This is a genomic window from Williamsia muralis, from assembly GCF_051487485.1.
Classification (GTDB): domain Bacteria; phylum Actinomycetota; class Actinomycetes; order Mycobacteriales; family Mycobacteriaceae; genus Williamsia; species Williamsia muralis_B.
Genome location: NZ_JAHVCV010000004.1, coordinates 540,227 through 557,720, shown reverse-complemented (window position 1 = coordinate 557,720; position 17,494 = coordinate 540,227). Strand labels below are relative to the sequence as shown.

Below are 17,494 nucleotides of genomic sequence, written 5' to 3'. Positions count from 1 at the left end.
ACGGGCCTTCTTCACTGCTGGAAAGTAGTCATCACGCGAATTAGTTGTACGTGTGCAACAACGCCTGAGCGCGTCACTACCTTCCCGAAACCGAGCAAAACCTGCCCGGGCTGCTCAGCCAGAGGAGTCTCAGGGTCGTTCGCGTTCGACCACCCTGCCCGGCAGACCCCATTCGGTCCGGCCCAGACGGCTGACCGGTGCGAGCCTCGTGAAGTCCGGGTGGCCGTCGGCGGCGGCGACAGCGGGATCAACCGTCACCGCGACCACACGCCCCATCACCACCTGCGAATTGCCGACCTCGATGATCTGGTGGAGTTCGCATTCGATGGCCACCGGGCTGTCGCGGACCCTCAGGCAGTCGACGACCGTGGCCGGTGCCGAGGCGACCCCCACGGCGGTGAACTCGTTGACGTCCTCCGCGAAGCCGGCCGACGTGGCATTGACCTGGTCCATCATCGGCTCCGTGGCGATGTTGACGACGAACTGCCCGGTGGCCGCAGCATTGTCCGCGCTGTGCTTGCCGCCGACCGCGGTGAACTGCACGACCAGCGGATCGGTGGAGCTGACGGAGAAGAAGCTGAATGGTGCGAGGTTGTCCACGCCCTCGGCGCTGCGCGAGGACACCCAGGCGATCGGCCGCGGGACGATCGCGGCGGTGATCAGCTTGTAGAAGTCACGCGTGGACGTGTTGGAGTGGTCGAACAGCGTTCGACCGGCCAAGGTTTCGTCGACATCTCGATTCACCCGTCCAGCATCGCACCAGCCGCACGACGGCGTCGTGCGGCCGTCGCCCGGTCAGAGACGACTCATGCCGCCGAGACCCGGTAGACGCTCTGGGTCATCCCGTTGCCGAGCGTTGTGGTGCGCACGTGATCGAGCGGGATGTCGTGATCGATGGCGCCGAACAACGGCAGACCGGATCCGATGATCACCGGTGCCGTGGTGATCGTGATCTCGGTGATCAGGCCACGCTGGAGGAAGCTCGTGATCAGACGACCGCCGTCGGCATAGACATGACGGACACCCTCGTTGTGGGCGGCCTCGAAGAGTTCGTCGAGACCGCGGTGCACGGAGATCCGGTCGTCGGCTCCGGGTTCGAGGGTGGTACTGACCACGAACACGCGCATTCCCTCGTAGGGCCAGGTGTCGAAACTGCACCCCACCTCATAGGTGTTGCGGCCCATGACAATTGCGTCCGTGGTCGCGATGAAGGCGTCGTAACCGGTCTCGCCGAGGTTCTCGTCGCGACTGAGCAGCCAATCGATGCCGCCGTCGGTGCGGGCGATGTAACCGTCGACGCTGGTCGCGATGAACACCGCTCCGGTGACAGGGCTCGGGGAAGGGGATGTGGTCATTGTTGTCCTTTCATGTCCAGGTGGTGATGAGTCGATCGAACTCGTCGCCGAGGGCGTCGATGAGGGAACCGTGCGGTTGGACGGTCCAGCCGAGGAAGGTGCCCTCCAGTAGCGCGAACAACGTTCGGGCAGCGGCGGGGGGAGGAGGCGCGCCGGATAGTTCACCGCTGTCCACGGCCCGGGCGATGACGGCTTGCAATTGTCGTCGCTTCTTGTCCCAGCCTGCGGCAAGCAGTCGAGTCAGTTCCGGATCGCCGAGATCCATCGCCAGTGAGGACACGTGATTTCCGGCCTCGTCGGGGTCGTCGCTGTCGGTGTAGGACCCCACCGACAATCGGCGAAGCGCCGCCAGGACCGGTTCGCCCGGGCCCCCGACGTCGTCGAGATCGATCGCGTCGACCCAGCGCTGCGATGACGCGATGAGCAGTCCGCGTTTGGAACCGAAGCGCTTGACGAAGGTCGCCGCCGAGACGCCGGCCTCCCGGGCTGCCATCTCGAGGGTGAACCGGGCCGAGCCGGTCTGCGACAGGACGGCGTCGGCTGCATCGAGCAGGTGATCATCGGAGTTCACTCGAGGGCGCGCCACGCAGTTAGTAAATCATCATTTCCTAATGCTGCCAACGAGGGGTTTGTCCACAGAGGCCGCGTTGTGAACATGACGTTGGCGCAGGCGGGGGAGCAGTCACACCGACGCCTTAGGGTTGTGAGCGTGCAAGACGACAAACTCCTGACCCGCATCTCCGGTTTGCTCAGGCAGGCAGAAGGCACCGACAACGAGCACGAGGCGCAAGCCTTCATGCAGGCGGCGCAACGGTTGGCCACCGCAGCGTCCATCGATCTGGCCGTTGCGCGGGCCCATGGGAAGCCCGAACAGCGCACGTCCCCGGTGCAACGCAACATAGCGATCGGAACGGCCGGCAAGCGAGGGCTGCGCACATATGTCCAGCTCTTCGTGGCCATCGCCCACGCCAACGACATCACCTGCGACGTCGCGAGCAACTCGACGTTCGTCTATGCCTACGGATTCCCCGGCGACATCGACACTTGCGAGGCGCTGTACAGCTCGCTGGTGGTGCAGATGGTCGCCGCCAGCGACAGCTATTTGAAGTCGGGTGCGTACAAAGGCGAGACCTTCGCTCGTGTGGTCACCGAACGTCGCGGCTGGGTGCAGCGCAGGGTGGTCGAGGAGAAGCCGTTGTCGCCGATCACGGCCCGGCTGAACTTCCAGTCCGCGTTCGCCGAACGTATCGGCAAGCGGCTCACGCAAGCCCGTGATGAGGCGCGTGCGGATGCGGTAGCCGCGGACGGGGGCCGTTCGGATTCGGGAACAGCGCTGGTGCTCCGGAACAAAGAGGTAGAGGTCCGGGATTTCCACAAGGAGACGTCCACCGCGCGGGGCACGTGGCGGTCCCAGAGTGCGTCGGCCGGCTACTCCGAGGGCGCGCGGCGGGCAGGGGACCGAGCCGGCCGCCGGGCACGGATCAGCGAGGACAACCAGTTGGGTGCTGCGCGTGGGGCTCTGGAGGCGTGAGTGGGCGCGCTGAACCGTGAGTGGGCGAGTTGACGCAGCGTGACAGCCAACGTTCGGCGTTGTACTCCGCAGAAGCGCTGGTGCACAACGTTTTCGAGCGTGCCGCACGCGGTGGCTCCACGCTGGAGATCGCCGGCACCTCGGTGACCCTGCCGCCGGAGGCGCGGTTCGGCTCGGTGGACTCGGTACGCGACTACGTGAACCGGGTGCTCTCGCTGGACAGCGTTATCGACAGGTTCCCGCGGGCCGCAGTTCCGGTGAGGGTTCGATCCCGCCGGGGACAGCGCGAAGCCCACTACGAGTACCGGTCGGCCGACGGCGACGGGGCGATCGCGGTACCCGATGCAGCCGAAGGCCGCTGGGCGATGCGCGAGCTGGTGGTGCTCCACGAGATAGCCCACCACCTGAGCCCGGGGTCGGCGCAGGACAAGCACGGCCCGCGATTCGCGGGCACCCTCATCGACCTCGTCGGTCTGGTGCTCGGACCTGAAGCTGCACTGATCTACCGGGTGACCTTCGGCGACAGCGGTATCGCGGTCGGTTGAGAACCCGCGTGCCCGGCTACCAGCCTGGCTCGCCCACCGTCAGGAACGTGAGGTGGCTCTGGTGGAACGGGTCGAGAACGATTCTCTGCGAACGGAATCCGGACTTCACCAGGTCGGGGACCACGGCAAGGAAACGGGGCATGCTCGCCGCATAGACGTCGACCCGCAACCGATGCCCGACGTCCAGTAGCGCATCTGTGGACACCAGGTCGATGTCGAGGTCGATGGGTACGTTCGGGATCACCTTCAGTTTGCGTTTGCGGCTGAGTGGGTGATGGGCGACGAGCAGTGAGCCGTCCTCGGCGTAATCGCTGAGTTCTGGGTCCAGAGATCGGTTGGATGCGGTCAATGAGCCGTTGGTGAGCACGGTCGAGGTGCCGTCCGGCGCAACGTCGTTGAGAGTCACCGCCCAGAGGGCGTCGCTACCGGCACAGGTTGCGTGCAGGTGCAGATTCAGCGCGCCGGAGATCTGTACCTGTTCGGTGACGGGCGCCGTGGTGAACGAGAGCGCGCCCCGTTCCTGGAACCGGGCATCGGTGGTGAAGGCCTTGCCGAGAAACATGGTGGCGCCGGCGGTCACCTGGGTCATGTCCCGGGAGATGAAGCCGCGCACGCCCGGCTTCACCTTCAGTTCGGCGCGCGAGGTGTTCGCCTCCGCCCCCAGACTGCCGTCGTGCACACAGTGCCCGGCGGTGTCCGAACCGTCGGGCGACAGATACAACCGCCGAACCCGCGCCTCGGGGCGGGGGAAGCTCTGGCCCGACGTCCACATACCGCCCTGTTGCTGCAGGGTCACCGGGCCGTATTCGTCCACGCCGTTGTCGAGGCCTTTGAGCCACTTGTCGAACCACGCGCGTTCGAGCACGTCGACGCGCGGCGGGCTGACCCGGCCGCCGAAGCCGAGCCCGGCATCGAGGTGATAGCCGTCGGCCATGATCAGCTGCTTCTGCCCGGGTGGCAGATTGAGCTGGTTGTAGATGCGGGTTGCGCTGCGGCCGAAGAGGTCGTGCCACCCACCGAAGACGAATGTCGGGGCGGTGATCTCGTCGATCTTGGGGTCGCGCTCGTCGAAATAGGGATCGTCGTAGATCCGCGGGTCGCGGCCGGTGAGGAAGCCCCACGCCAGCGAGCCGATCTCGGTGGCGGGGGAGCCGACCCGGTCCTTCAGCCAACGGACGCCGTTGGTGCTGAGGGCATCACCCACCGCTGTGGACGGGTTGGGCAGCCACTTGAGCAGATTCACCGCCGACAGCCAGATCGGGATGAACGCCGACGGCGCACCGCCGGTGATGTAGATGTCGCGGACGATGTCCTCACATCCCTCGATGGCGAACACCGCCTTGAGGTGCGGTGAGCCGTTGCCGGCGGCCTGCAGCGAGTTGATCGCCGAGTACGACCAGCCGGCCATCCCGATGTTGCCGTTGCTCCAGCTCTGCGCGGCGGCCCAGTCGATGACCTCGATGGAGTCGCGTTGTTCGCGTTCACCCAGGATCTGCCAGCGCCCGTGCGAGGCGCCGGTACCGCGGACATCGACCACGAGCTGGGTGTATCCGCTTTGCACGAGCTTGCGGTTGATGCCGAAGACGTCGAGGGCACCGCCGGACAGTGGGGGGAGGGGAAGACGATGGGTGGCCTGGTCGATCGCGTCGAGCAGGGCGCGGTTGTAGGGGTTGATGGTGACCACCGTCGGCAGCGGGGTCTGCACGGGTTCGCCTGACATCTTCACCGGCCGTACGAGGGTGGCTCGCAGGCGGACGCCGTCGGACATGGTCAGCTCGAGAGAACGGTCGATCGTCACCTTGGGAAACGCGGGACGGCCGTCGACCTGTTCGCGCCACCAACGGGCGTTGGCGCCGCCGGTCGGGTCGCCGAACGGGAGGGTCGGTGCAGAGTGTGGAATCGCGCTCATCCGAGGCTCGGTGTTCTCGAACGGGTTGATCTGGTAGACCACGGCGTTCACCTCTCTGCGTCGAGCGGGCCACGCGTTCCGGCAATGCCCCGTCTGAGCAGGGCATATCTCGAAAACTGTGGCAACACTCCGTCGTGCTGCGGTACCGGGTGGGTCAGGAGGTATTCGTGACCGACCTCACACCGGATGGTTTGATGTCAATGTAGCCGAGCGGGTGTTCGGTCGCGACCCTGGGCCAGAACAGCCGCCGGTCCTTGACCCCGATGTGCCTGATTTGTGATCCGGCCCGTCGTGCCGGTACTGTTGGACCTTGGTGTTCGCAGGTCATCGGCCTGCGAGCGTCAGTTCAACCAGAGACCGTTGGTCACCGGTACGCATCGCGCGACCGGCCGAAGGCCCGACACACGTCGGCGGCCCACGCAGGGAGAACGAGGATTCGCTTTCGAAGCGGCGTCAGAGCCGCTTTGCTCGTGTGCGCCCCGTGCCCTGTGCCGGGGCGTTTGTCGTTGGTGGGGCCCGCGGCCGATCGTACGAGTCGGACGAGGTGCCAACCGACACGTCATGAGAGGAGGCGAAGTATGGCAAATAGTGAAAAGGTCACCGCGGTTGCGGAGATCACCGAGCAGTTCAAGGGAGCCACTGCGGCAGTCGTCACGGAATACCGTGGCCTGACCGTCAAGCAGATCTCCGAGCTGCGTCGCTCACTGGGCGAAGGCGCTGTTTACTCCGTCGCCAAGAACACCCTGGTCAAGCGCGCTGCTGCTGATGCGGGCGTGGCCGGTCTGGACGAGCTGTTCACTGGTCCCACCGCAATTGCCTTCATCGAGGGCGAACCTGTGGTGGCTGCCAAGGCGATCAAGAATTTCGCCAAGGACAACAAGGCTCTCATCATCAAGGGCGGGTACATGGACGGCCGTGCGCTGTCCGTGGACGAGGTCAATCAGATCGCCGACCTTGAAACACGCGAGATTCTCCTTGCAAAGCTCGCCGGTGCCATGAAGGGCAACTTGGCAAAGGCCGCGGGTCTGTTCAGTCAGCCCGCTTCGCAGGTCGCACGTCTTGCGGCCGCACTGCAGGAAAAGCAAGCCGCGGGCGCACCCGCAGAAGCGGCCGAATAAACCCCCAAAACCCTCCTGCGGTCGCATCATCGCGCGGGCGCAGGAAAGACAGAAAGGATTGCCACCATGGCAAAGCTCTCCGCTGACGAGCTCATCGATCAGTTCAAAGAACTCACCCTGCTGGAACTCAGCGACTTCGTGAAGAAGTTCGAAGAGGTCTTCGAGGTCACCGCTGCTGCTCCGGTCGCCGTTGCCGCCGCCGGTGCACCCGCTGCCGCCGAAGCCGCTGTCGAGCAGGACGAGTTCGACGTCGTCCTCGAATCGGCCGGCGACAAGAAGATCCAGGTCATCAAGGTCGTCCGCGAGGTCGTCTCCGGACTGGGTCTGAAGGAAGCCAAGGATCTCGTCGAGTCGGCTCCCAAGGCCATCCTCGAGAAGATCGACAAGGACGCTGCCGAGGCTGCCAAGACCAAGCTCGAAGAAGCCGGCGCCAAGGTCTCGGTCAAGTAAGACAAGCACGTCAAAAGCGATTGTTGATCCCTGTGTAGGGGTCGATCGCTCCACAACGATGGCCCGTAGCGACAGCTACGGGCCATCGTTGCGTCTCGGGTGGGGTGTGGCGCCACAGATCGGGGTGCTGACGGCCCTGGCTACTGACGAGTAGAACCCGCTCCGACCTGGATTTGCGTCGCGCGGAAAAAGTTTTTACGGTGATCCAAGTTACCCGCGAGTAACTGTTCGTTTGATCTACCTGCGGCGATCGGGAAGAAGCCGTCGGGCAGGTGGGTCGGCGAGGGTGCGACGAAACTGAGAAAGATCGACAGCTCGTATATTCGTCACGCTGTGTGCGTTAGAGTGAGCCGAACCACAGGCTCCGCGCGGGGGCGGACTTCGTTTTGGAGGGACTAAATCAGTGGGCGTTGAGGTCAGTGTCGAGAATCTGACGAAGTCGTTCGGCTCGCAGAATATTTGGCGTGATGTGTCGCTGACCCTGCCCCAGGGTGAGGTCAGCGTGTTGCTCGGCCCGTCGGGTACCGGTAAGTCGGTGTTCCTGAAGTCGTTGATCGGTCTGCTCCATCCGGAGCAGGGATCGGTCATCATCGACGGCACCGACATCACCAAATGCTCCAGCCGCGAGCTGTACGAGATCCGTAAGCTGTTCGGTGTCCTGTTCCAGGACGGCGCCCTCTTCGGTTCGATGAGCCTGTTCGACAACATCGCCTTCCCCTTGCGTGAGCACACCAAGAAGAAGGAAGACGAGATCCGTCAGATCGTCATGGACAAGATCGAGCTGGTGGGTCTGACAGGCGCGGAGAACAAGCTCCCGGGCGAGATCTCCGGTGGTATGCGCAAGCGTGCCGGCCTGGCCCGTGCTCTGGTCCTGGACCCGCAGATCATCCTGTGCGACGAGCCGGACTCGGGTCTGGACCCGGTCCGTACCGCGTATCTGTCGCAGCTGTTGATCGACATCAACGCGCAGATCGACGCCACGATCCTCATCGTGACCCACAACATCCAGGTCGCTCGTACCGTTCCCGACAACATCGGCATGCTGTTCCGTAAGGAACTGGTCATGTTCGGTCCGCGCGAGGTGCTGCTCACCTCGGACGAGCCGGTGGTCGATCAGTTCCTCAACGGTCGCCGCATCGGACCCATCGGTATGTCCGAGGAGAAGGACGACGCTCAGCAGAAGCGTGAGCAGGAGATGGTCGATGCCGGGCACTCCGATGGTGGTACCGCCGAGGATGTGCGCGGTATCGTGCCGCAGCTGCAGGCCACACCCGGACTGCCCGAGCGCAAGGCTGTCGGACGCCGTCAGGCCCGTGTCCGCGAGATCCTGCACACGCTGCCCGAGCCCGCCCAGCGCGCGATCGAGGAGAGCTTCCAAGAAGAGGAGCGAGCTCAGGAGAACGGGCGCGAAGCCGCTCGTAAGACCCAGAAGGTGGGCGCCGGTTCCGGTTCCGCCTCCACATCCTCTTCCTACGACGACTCCAGTTACCAGGGTTCGGACGCTCAGACAGAGCAGTTCCCCGCATACCGCGCCGGTGACAAGGCTCTCTAGATGACCAGTGCCACTACACGTGGCGTCGACAGGGTGGCGAAAGCCGGCTCCGGGGCACTTTCTCAGACCGGCAACATCGTTCAGCTGTTCATCGACGTCGCACGTCAGACTTTTGTGCGCCCTTTTCAGTGGCGTGAGTTCATCCAGCAGGCCTGGTTCATCGCCAGCGTCACGATCTTGCCGACGGCGCTCGTCGCCATCCCGTTCGGCGCGATCGTCTCGCTGCAGACCGGGTCGCTGATCCGCCAGCTCGGTGCCGAATCCTTCACCGGTGCAGCCAGCGTCCTGGTGGTCATCCAGCAGGGTGCGCCGCTTGTGACCTCGCTGTTGGTCGCGGGCGCGGCGGGATCAGCGGTGGCTGCCGACCTCGGTGCCCGTACCATTCGCGAAGAGATCGACGCGATGGAAGTGCTCGGCATCAATCCGGTTCAGCGACTTGTGGTTCCGAGAGTGCTCGCCATGGTCCTGGTGGCCGTGCTGCTGTGCGGGCTGGTCTCGGTGGTCGGTATCGGCGGCGGTTACTTCTTCAACGTGATCATCCAAGACGGAACGCCCGGTGCGTATCTGGCCTCGTTCAGTGCGCTGGCGCAGTTGCCCGACATATACGTTGCCGAGGTGAAGGCTGCCGTCTTCGGCGTGATCGCCGGCGTGGTCGCTGCCTACAAGGGCCTGCACCCCAAGGGTGGCCCCAAAGGCGTTGGTGATGCGGTCAATCAGAGTGTCGTCATCACATTTTTGTTGTTGTTCTTCGCGAACTTGATCATCACCGCGGTCTACTTGCAGATCGTTCCCGCCAAGGGTTCATAGGAGGACTTCGGAAGTGACCATCGCCAAAGGTCGGGGAGACCTGGGATATCGGGCGGCCAAAGTCGCGCGTGTTCCTTTGCGCGTCCTCGACGGCGCGGGCGACCAGATGTCGTTCTATGGCCGCGCGATCGGCTGGTCGCCGCGCACCATTCGCCGTTACCCCAAAGAACTGCTCCGGCTTCTCGCCGAGGTGGCATTCGGGTCCGGTGGACTCGCGGTCATCGGCGGCACCATCGGTGTGATGGTGCTGATGTCGGGATTCACCGGTGTCGTCGTCGGTCTGCAGGGCGCCAATGCGCTCGATCAGCTCGGGTCGCAGGCCCTCACGGGGTTCCTGGCGGCCTACGCCAACACCCGTGAGGTCGCCCCGCTCGTCGCCGGACTGGCCCTGTCCGCAACTGTCGGTTGTGGTTTCACCGCTCAGCTCGGCGCCATGCGCATCTCCGAGGAGATCGACGCACTCGAGACCATGGCCGTCCCGTCCATCCCGTTCCTGGTCACCACCCGCGTGCTGGCCGGCTTCATCGCCGTCATCCCGCTGTACGTGCTGGGCCTGCTGTCGGCCTACTTCGCCTCCCGGCTGATAGCCACGCAGTTCACCGGGCAGTCGTCGGGTTCGTACGACCATTACTTCAATCTGTTCTTGCCACCTGCGGACGTCCTCTGGTCGTTCGGCAAGGTCATGATCTTCGCGTTCGTGATCATCCTGGTGCACTGCTACTACGGCTACTACGCCACCGGTGGTCCGGCCGGCGTCGGCGTGGCGGTGGGTCACGCGGTGCGTGCGGCCCTGGTGATCATCGCGGTGCTCGACTTCTTCCTGGGCCTCGCAATCTGGGGGACCACCACCTCCGTGCGAGTAGGGGGATAAACCGATGAAAGCTCTTCGCCGCCGGGCTCTGGGCCTGGTGTTCTTCATCGTTGTCATCTTGTTCCTGACGTTGACGATCATGCAGTACAACAAGTCGTTCACGAAGTTCGTCGACATCAAGTTGGCGACCAGTTCGGCCGGAAATGCGTTGCCCGCCAACGCCGACGTCAAGGCTCGTGGCCTGATCGTCGGGCAGGTGCGCAGTGTCGAACCGGACATCAAGGACGGCTCGGTTGTGGTGACCCTCGGGCTGCAGCCGGACAAGGTCAAGATGCTGCCCACCGACACCACGGCCAGGATCTTGCCGAAGACCCTCTTCGGTGAACGCTATGTCGCGCTGCAGGTGCCCGACGGTCAAGAGGGATCGCCGAGCGATCACCTGACCAACGGCGACACCATCGACGAGGACGTGTCGGGTAACGCGGTGGAGCTGCAGCAGTTGTTCGATCAGCTGCTCCCGGTGCTCGACGCGATCCCGCCTGCCGACCTGAACATCACCCTGTCGGCGCTGTCGAAGGCCTTGTCTGGCAACGGCGAACGCCTGGGCACGAGCTTCGAGCAGCTCAACACGATTTTCAAGGACATCAACGCGAACATGCCTGAACTCCAGGGCACGCTGCGTGGCCTGGCCAGCTTCTCGGAGACCTATTCCGAGGCCCTGCCAGATCTGGTGGACTCGCTGGACAATCTGCGCACGACCACCAACACGCTCTATGAGCGCCAGGGCGACCTCCGCACACTGATCGCGTCGGTGACCCAGGTTGCGGTGGACGGCACGAACTTCCTGACCACAAACCGGAAAGACCTCGTGGACTTAGCAATTCAGTCTGAGCCGCTGCTGACGGCGCTGGCGAGGTACTCGCCGACCTTCGGCTGCACGTTCAAGAACTTCGCGGGATTGGTCCCCGAGGCGAACATCATCACGGGTAAGGACACCGAGAATCCCGGTGTGCGCGTGAACCTCCAGTTCGTCAACCCGCGTGGCCGTTACCTTCCGAACCAGGACGAGCCGCGACTGTTCGACCAGCGCGGACCGATCTGCTACCCGCAGGCCCGCAACGGCCGGCCGTTCCCGCAGTACCCCTACGGGTCGGTCAATGACGGTTCGTACCAGGTTCCGTCGCGGAACGCCGGTCCCCGAGACCTGCCCGTCCTGCCCGAGCCGCAGTTCTCCGGTATCCCCTCGGGGACGATCGGTGAGGCCCAGCAGCAGCAGGATCCGCCGACCAACTACAGCGATCCGCGGAACAAACTCCAGGTGCGCGCCATCGTTGCGGCGTCATCCGGTAAGGACCCCGCCGAGATACCGGGATGGATCACGATGGTCGCAGCACCGACGATGCAGGGACAGCAGGTGAGCATTCGATGAAGAGTCTTGTCGGACCCCTCGTCAAGCTGATCGTCTTCTCTGTCATCACGGTTCTCGCCACCTCGGTCCTCGCCTTCGCGGTGGCCAACGGTGGTGGCGGTGGCGGCACTGATTTCAAGGCGATCTTCACCGACGCCACCCAGGTCGCCAAGGGCGACGACGTCCGCATCGCCGGCGTCCGGGTGGGTCAGGTCAGCGGAGTGGAGATCGTCAACCGCGACGAGGCCCAGGTCAGCTTCTCCGTCGACCGGGGCCGGCTGCCTGCCGGCGTGCGGGTGGCGATCAAGCTCCGCAACCTCACCGGCCAGCGGTACCTGTCCCTGGAGAAGGGGCCGGGCGACCCCGACGACACCATCGGCGGCGGCAGCACCATCGGTCTGCCGAACACCACCGAGGCCATCAACCTCACCGAGCTGTTCAACGGTTTCCGGCCGCTGTTCCAGCAACTCACCGCCGACGACGTCAACAAGCTGTCGGCAGAGATCATCCAGGTGTTCCAGGGTGAGAGCGGCACGATTTCGGAGCTGGTCCGCGACACCGCCAGCCTCACGAACACGATCGCCGACCGCGACCAGGTGATCGGCACGCTGATCGACAACCTGACCGTGGTGCTCAAGAACCTCAACGACCACGACGACCAGTTCACCGCGTTGCTGACGAACACCGAGAAGTTCGTCACCGGCCTTGCGGCACAGCGTGGTTCGGTCGGATCTGCGATCACGTCGCTGTCGAACCTGACGGCGGTGACGGCATCGATCCTGCAGCCGACGCGCCCGTCCATCCAGGGCTCGATCGCTGCACTCAACGATCTCGGACAGACCGTGGTGCAGCGTCAGGACGAGATCAAACAAACACTGACCAACCTGCCGGTGAAGCTCCAGAAGATCGGGCGGGCAGCCACATTCGGTTCGTGGTTCCAGTTCTACCTCTGTGGACTGGATGTCACCGCGGGGAACGGCACCAGCAGCTTGCTGACGCAGCCGCTGATCCCGCTACCCGACATCAACCACGTCCTGTACACCAGCGCAGCTACCCGCTGCTGGGCAAACGAGGATCCACCGTGAACGAGATGACCCACCATGCAAGGCGAGAAGGGGAGGTGAGCAAGTGAGCGACCGTTCCAGTTCCGGACGTAGTCCGGTCACCGTGGGTTTCATCGGCATCCTCGTGCTGCTGATGCTGTCCACCTCGGCCTTCTTCCTCAACTCACTGCCGCTCATCGGCGCCGGTGTCATCTACTCCGCCGACTTCTCCGAAGCAGCCGGTCTCAAGCCGGACGCCGAGGTGCGAGTGGCCGGGGTCAAGGTCGGCAACGTGCGCGCCGTCGAACTCGAAGGCGACAAGGTCCGGGTCGACATGCAGGTCAGTCAGGCCTGGATCGGCAACCAGACCACGGCGTCGATCCAGATCAAGACTGTTCTGGGTCAGAAGTACATCGCGCTCGACCCGCAGGGCAGCGAACTCGCCGATCCAAAAGACGTCATCCCGCTGAGCCGCACCACCTCGCCGTATGACGTGATCGAGGCGTTCTCCGACGCCGCCGATCAGATCGAGGAAGTGGACACCAACCAGCTCGCGACCAGCATGCGCACGTTGTCGGATGCCTTCTCGGGCACTCCCGCCGACCTGCGTGCCTCGCTCGATGGGCTGACCCGACTGTCGGAGACCATCGCCAGCCGCGACCAGAAGGTCCAGGAACTGTTGGAGGCGACCAAGGACACCTCCAAGATCCTCGCCGACCGCAACCAGGAGTTCGAGCGGTTGATCAACGGCGCGGGACAGTTGCTCGAGGAACTCAACAATCGTCAGCAGTCGATCTCACGGCTGCTCTCGAGCACGATCACGCTCTCCGATGCCCTCAGCGGAATCGTCAAGGACAACCAGGAGCAGATCGGCCCGACGCTGGAGACGCTGCGTCAGGTGATCGAGATCCTCAACGACCAGAACGAGAACCTGCGTCAATCGCTCACGTACATGGCGCCGTTCTACCGGCTCTACGCCAACGTGCTCGGTAGTGGTCGCTGGTTCGACTCGGTGGTCACCAACATCCTGCCGCCGGCTCTGCCGCAGCAGAACACGACAAGGCTCCCGGTGCAGCAGAAGCAGCTCAACAATGGCGGCGGAACGGTGGCCGGACAATGATGACCTCGGCAAGCAACACACAGGACACTCGCGGTCCCGGCCGCTGGTTCACCCCGAAGCACATCGTCTTCATCGTCATCGCGCTGATCCTGGCGCTGTTGGTGGCGGGGTCGTTGTGGTGGGTGTTCAAGCGTGTCAACAGCACTCAGGTCACCGCGTACTTCAAGAGCAGCGTCGGGATCTACGACGGCAGCGACGTGCGTGTGCTCGGCGTTGCGGTGGGCACGGTGGAGAACGTCAAGCCCGAGGGCGATCAGGTGCGCGTCAAGATGCGCGTCGACGGCAACGTCAATCTGCCGAAAGATGTCGGCGCGGTACAGATCACACCGTCTGTGGTGGCCGACCGCTACGTGCAGTTGACTCCCGTCTACACCGGCGGCCCGAAGGCGCCGAAGGACATCAGCCTGCCGGTCTCCAAGACGATGGTGCCCGTCGAGGTCGACGAGCTGTACTCATCGGTGCAGAAGCTCTCGACCGCGCTCGGTCCCGACGGCGCCAACAAGAACGGCGCGGTGTCCGAACTGGTAACCACCGGAGCGCAGAACCTCGCCGGCAACGGTGAAGCACTGCAGTCGACGATCACGGGGCTGTCCAAAGCGGCGAACACCCTCAACGAGTCGCGGGGCAACATCGTCGACACGGTCAAGAACCTCGACAGCTTCATCGGCATGCTCGCGGCCAACGACCAGCAGGTGCGACAGTTCAACACCCAGATGGCCGACTTCAACAACTTCCTCGCCGGCGAGCGTGAACAGCTCGGAACCGCACTCGACAAGCTGTCGGTGGCGCTCGGTGATGTGGCCGGATTCGTCGAGGACAACCGCGAGGCACTGGGCGACCGCGTCTCGGAGTTGATCCCGACCACACAGATGCTCGTGGACACCAAGAGCTCCCAGAAAGAGATCCTGACGGCTCTGCCGCTGGCGCTGTCAAACCTGGTGAACGCCTACAACGCGGAGTCGGGGACTCTCGATCTGCACCTGACCATCCCCGAGTTGCAAGACCTGCTCGGCGCTCAGTGTGGGTTGCTCGATCTGGGCAAGCTCAAGCCAGGTGACCCGGCGTTCGAACAGTTCAGCAAGACGCTCCAACCGCTGATCGATCAATGTACAAATGTTGCCGACCAGATCACCGCAGGTATCAAGACGCCGACGCTCAACCTGCCGTTCGGCATCCTGAGCAACGACAACCTGCAGAATCGCGGACCCGTGCCGGGCACGGTTCCGGGCAATCCGGATCCGGCACTGGAGGGTGAGAACTGATGAGGTCACCCCTTCGTAAGAACGTCGTCGGACGTCAGCGACTGGTGCAGGTCGGTGCCGCGGCACTGGCCGGTGCTGCGCTGATCGCAGTGAGTGGTTGTGGCACACAAGGGCTGCAGTCTGTTCCGCTGCCCGGTGGCGCCAGCCTCGGCGACTCGCCGCGCACGTACAAACTGCAATTCCTCGATGTCCTCGACCTGGTCCCGCAGTCGACGGTCAAGTTCAACGGCATCGAGGTCGGCCGGGTGGATTCGATCAAGGTCTCGCCCGACCAGTGGACGGCCGAGGTGAAGATCGAGGTGCAGAACAGCGTCGATCTGTCCGACGCGTCCACCGCGGAGATCCAGCAGACGAACCTGCTCGGTGAGAAGTACGTGGCACTCGAGGATCCGCAGGAGAACGCGAACCTGCCCCGGCAGAACCCGGCCGAGACCATCGGTTGCCCCGCAGTTGGTGCGCCGGACTGCCGCACGCGTACGGCGACGGATATCGAGCAGGTTCTCGGTGCGTTGTCGTTGCTGCTCAACGGTGGTGGTGTCTCGCAGATCAAGCCGATCGTCGACGAATTGAACACCGCACTCGACGGCCGCGAAACCCAGGTGAAGAGTCTCCTCAACGAGACCGCGACCCTGATCAGCGGACTCGAAGAGCAGAAGAACAACATCGTGACCGCGCTCGACGGCCTCGACAAGCTGTCGAATCGGGCTCGATCACAGACCGATCAGATCAACCGGGTTCTCGATGAACTGCCCAGAGGCGTAGCGGTTCTCGAAGAGCAGCGACCTCAACTGGTGGCGATGCTCGAACAGGTCGACCGGCTGGGTGTTGTCGGGGTGCAGGTGCTCGGCACCGCTCGCGAGGAGATCATCACCGACCTCAAGGCCCTGCGGCCGACGCTGCAGGCACTGGCCGGTGCGGCTCCGGACCTGATCACCTCGTCACCGCTGCTGTTCACCTACCCGTTCCCGGACGCTTTGCTCCCGGGTGTCAAGGGTGACTCGACCAACCTGTTCGCCAACCTGGACCTGCGGCTGCTGAACCAGCTCGAGGCCCTCGGGGTGGGACAGGGTGAGCCGGTGTACAGCCCGCCACGGACCGGACCTCAGCCGATCATCGACCCTGCGAACCCGTACTACAACGGCAATGGCCCGCGGCTCGGGTGGCCGACCATCACGCTGCTCCCGCTGCCGAATGCTCGGCCGGGGCCGAACACGCCGCCCTCGGGCGGGCAGTACGCGCTGATGCCGGAAGAACGCGGGCAGCAGAGCTTCCTGCAGGGCCCGATGAACATGCTGGCCAACGCTAACGTCGGAGCTTCATCATGATGACCAAGATCGTCCGATGGCAGCTGATCATCTTCGTGGTGATCGGTGTGGTTGCCATCGTCTACGTGGGTGCCACCTACGCCAAGCTCGATCGGATGGTCGGCGTCGGGTCGTACTCCGTAAAGGCGGAATTCCCGGACTCCGGCGGCATCTTCACCAATGCCGAGGTGACGTATCAAGGTGTTCCCGTAGGCCGGGTCGGCGCGTTGACCCTCCAGCCCAAGGGCGTCCAGGTCGAGCTGATCCTCGACTCCGATGGCGCGGACATCCCGGATTCGGCTGTGGCCGTCGTCGCCAACCGATCGGCGATCGGCGAGCAGTACGTGGACCTTCGCCCGAAGAACAACGACGGTCCGTACCTCAAGAACGGCTCGGTCATCACCGACACCAAGACGCCGCCGCCGCTGCAGGACGTGCTGAAGTCGGCCGTCGACTTCACCGGCTCCATCCCGGTGGACGACCTGCGCACGGTGGTCACCGAATTGGGCAAGGCCTTCAACGGCAATGCGGAGAACCTGCGGTCGCTCGTGGATTCGCTGACCAACCTGTCCCAGGCCGGCCTCGACAACCTGCCCCAGACGATCTCGCTCATCCAGAACAGCGACACCGTTCTGAGCACCCAGGCCGAGCAGTCCGATGAGATCCTCAGCTGGTCACGCAATCTCGAACTCGTGACGCAGACCCTGCAGGCATCCGATCCTGCCATCCGGCGGTTGCTGACCACCGGAACCACCAGCGCCACACAGATTTCCAGGCTGCTGCAAGACAGTGGCGGCGACATCACCACCGTTGTCCGCAATCTCGCCGAGGACGTCCGGACCATTTCGCCGACCTTCTTCGCGGCGGGCCCGGCGCTGGCGCTTCTGTCTGCGCTCTCCAGCGGCAGCTACAGCCCGGCGCCCGGCGACGGCACGATCCACTTCGGCATCGTCCTGGAGGTCAACAACCCACCTGCGTGCACGCTCGGATACGAGAGCACCCAGGACATCATCGCCGCCGAAGAAGCCCGCAACCCGGACTTCGACATCAACTACGACGACTTCCCGTTCAACACCGAAGCGAAATGCACGGTCGCACAAGGCAATCCGACCGACGTTCGTGGTGCTGCCCGGGCGGTGTACGCCAACCCGAACATCCCGCAGCCGTGGGACGACAACCCCAAGAAGATGCCCGACACGCTGAATCTGAACCCGATCGCGGAACAGATCGCCGGCCTTCTGGGTGTGCGGGACAAGTGATGTCGAAGATGTGGTCTGAC

Annotated in this window: 17 protein-coding genes; 13 read left to right on the top strand and 4 right to left on the bottom strand. The window is 64.1% G+C overall.

From position 1 onward, the window contains the following. Window positions 1-129 precede the first annotated feature (129 nt). From KXR83_RS13890 to KXR83_RS13880, 3 genes are all read right to left on the bottom strand, one after another. Window positions 130-744, bottom strand: coding sequence for a flavin reductase family protein (locus KXR83_RS13890; RefSeq protein WP_437425302.1), 615 nt, complete (start codon window positions 742-744; stop codon window positions 130-132). A 62-nt stretch (window positions 745-806) separates the two neighbouring features. Then, window positions 807-1,355 carry a dihydrofolate reductase family protein gene (locus KXR83_RS13885; protein WP_437425301.1) on the bottom strand — a complete coding sequence of 183 codons (549 nt, stop codon included), beginning with the start codon at window positions 1,353-1,355 and terminating at the stop codon, window positions 807-809. Window positions 1,356-1,365: 10 nt separating this feature from the next. Beyond that, on the bottom strand, window positions 1,366-1,941 hold the full coding sequence (locus KXR83_RS13880) for a TetR/AcrR family transcriptional regulator (protein WP_437425300.1): 576 nt from the start codon (window positions 1,939-1,941) through the stop codon (window positions 1,366-1,368). Window positions 1,942-2,064: 123 nt separating this feature from the next. Between KXR83_RS13880 and KXR83_RS13875 the strand changes: the two genes are divergently transcribed. Both KXR83_RS13875 and KXR83_RS13870 read left to right on the top strand, forming a co-directional pair. Then, the gene (locus KXR83_RS13875; protein ID WP_437425299.1) at window positions 2,065-2,886 is read left to right on the top strand and encodes a DUF2786 domain-containing protein; all 822 of its coding nucleotides are present in this window, start codon (window positions 2,065-2,067) and stop codon (window positions 2,884-2,886) included. 29 nt (window positions 2,887-2,915) lie between these two features. After that, complete coding sequence (locus KXR83_RS13870; RefSeq protein ID WP_437425381.1) at window positions 2,916-3,431, top strand: TIGR04338 family metallohydrolase; 516 nt, start codon at window positions 2,916-2,918, stop codon at window positions 3,429-3,431. Window positions 3,432-3,447: 16 nt separating this feature from the next. Here KXR83_RS13870 and KXR83_RS13865 read toward each other — a convergent pair whose 3' ends face one another. After that, window positions 3,448-5,382 (bottom strand): CocE/NonD family hydrolase, encoded by a 1,935-nt coding sequence (locus KXR83_RS13865; RefSeq protein WP_437425298.1) that lies wholly within the window; start codon window positions 5,380-5,382, stop codon window positions 3,448-3,450. 536 nt (window positions 5,383-5,918) lie between these two features. Between KXR83_RS13865 and rplJ the strand changes: the two genes are divergently transcribed. The 11 genes from rplJ to KXR83_RS13810 all read left to right on the top strand — a co-directional run bounded on the left by rplJ (window position 5,919) and on the right by KXR83_RS13810 (window position 17,474). Then, complete coding sequence (gene rplJ, locus KXR83_RS13860) at window positions 5,919-6,458, top strand: 50S ribosomal protein L10 (protein WP_030165238.1); 540 nt, start codon at window positions 5,919-5,921, stop codon at window positions 6,456-6,458. Between the two features lie 66 nt (window positions 6,459-6,524). Then, entirely contained in the window at window positions 6,525-6,908 is a 384-nt protein-coding gene (gene rplL, locus KXR83_RS13855; protein WP_030165235.1) for a 50S ribosomal protein L7/L12, read from the top strand. A gap of 403 nt (window positions 6,909-7,311) precedes the next feature. After that, on the top strand, window positions 7,312-8,460 hold the full coding sequence (locus tag KXR83_RS13850) for an ABC transporter ATP-binding protein (RefSeq protein ID WP_437425297.1): 1,149 nt from the start codon (window positions 7,312-7,314) through the stop codon (window positions 8,458-8,460). Beyond that, entirely contained in the window at window positions 8,461-9,267 is an 807-nt protein-coding gene (locus KXR83_RS13845; protein WP_023962323.1) for an MlaE family ABC transporter permease, read from the top strand. It abuts the gene before it with no gap. 13 nt (window positions 9,268-9,280) lie between these two features. Then, a complete protein-coding gene (locus KXR83_RS13840; RefSeq protein ID WP_023962325.1) occupies window positions 9,281-10,138 on the top strand; it encodes an MlaE family ABC transporter permease in 858 nt (285 codons plus the stop codon). A 4-nt stretch (window positions 10,139-10,142) separates the two neighbouring features. Then, window positions 10,143-11,507: an MCE family protein gene (locus KXR83_RS13835; RefSeq protein WP_437425296.1), complete on the top strand. Its 1,365-nt coding sequence runs from the start codon at window positions 10,143-10,145 to the stop codon at window positions 11,505-11,507. Next, on the top strand, window positions 11,504-12,571 hold the full coding sequence (locus tag KXR83_RS13830; protein WP_023962329.1) for an MCE family protein: 1,068 nt from the start codon (window positions 11,504-11,506) through the stop codon (window positions 12,569-12,571). Before KXR83_RS13835 ends, KXR83_RS13830 begins: the two co-directional genes overlap by 4 nt. A 43-nt stretch (window positions 12,572-12,614) precedes the next feature. Beyond that, the gene (locus tag KXR83_RS13825) at window positions 12,615-13,649 is read left to right on the top strand and encodes an MCE family protein (protein WP_437425295.1); all 1,035 of its coding nucleotides are present in this window, start codon (window positions 12,615-12,617) and stop codon (window positions 13,647-13,649) included. Then, complete coding sequence (locus KXR83_RS13820) at window positions 13,649-14,911, top strand: MCE family protein (protein ID WP_437425380.1); 1,263 nt, start codon at window positions 13,649-13,651, stop codon at window positions 14,909-14,911. The genes KXR83_RS13825 and KXR83_RS13820 overlap by 1 nt, the downstream gene beginning before the upstream one ends. Continuing rightward, window positions 14,911-16,236: an MCE family protein gene (locus KXR83_RS13815; RefSeq protein ID WP_437425294.1), complete on the top strand. Its 1,326-nt coding sequence runs from the start codon at window positions 14,911-14,913 to the stop codon at window positions 16,234-16,236. Before KXR83_RS13820 ends, KXR83_RS13815 begins: the two co-directional genes overlap by 1 nt. Beyond that, the gene (locus KXR83_RS13810) at window positions 16,233-17,474 is read left to right on the top strand and encodes an MCE family protein (RefSeq protein ID WP_437425293.1); all 1,242 of its coding nucleotides are present in this window, start codon (window positions 16,233-16,235) and stop codon (window positions 17,472-17,474) included. Before KXR83_RS13815 ends, KXR83_RS13810 begins: the two co-directional genes overlap by 4 nt. Window positions 17,475-17,494: the final 20 nt, after the last annotated feature.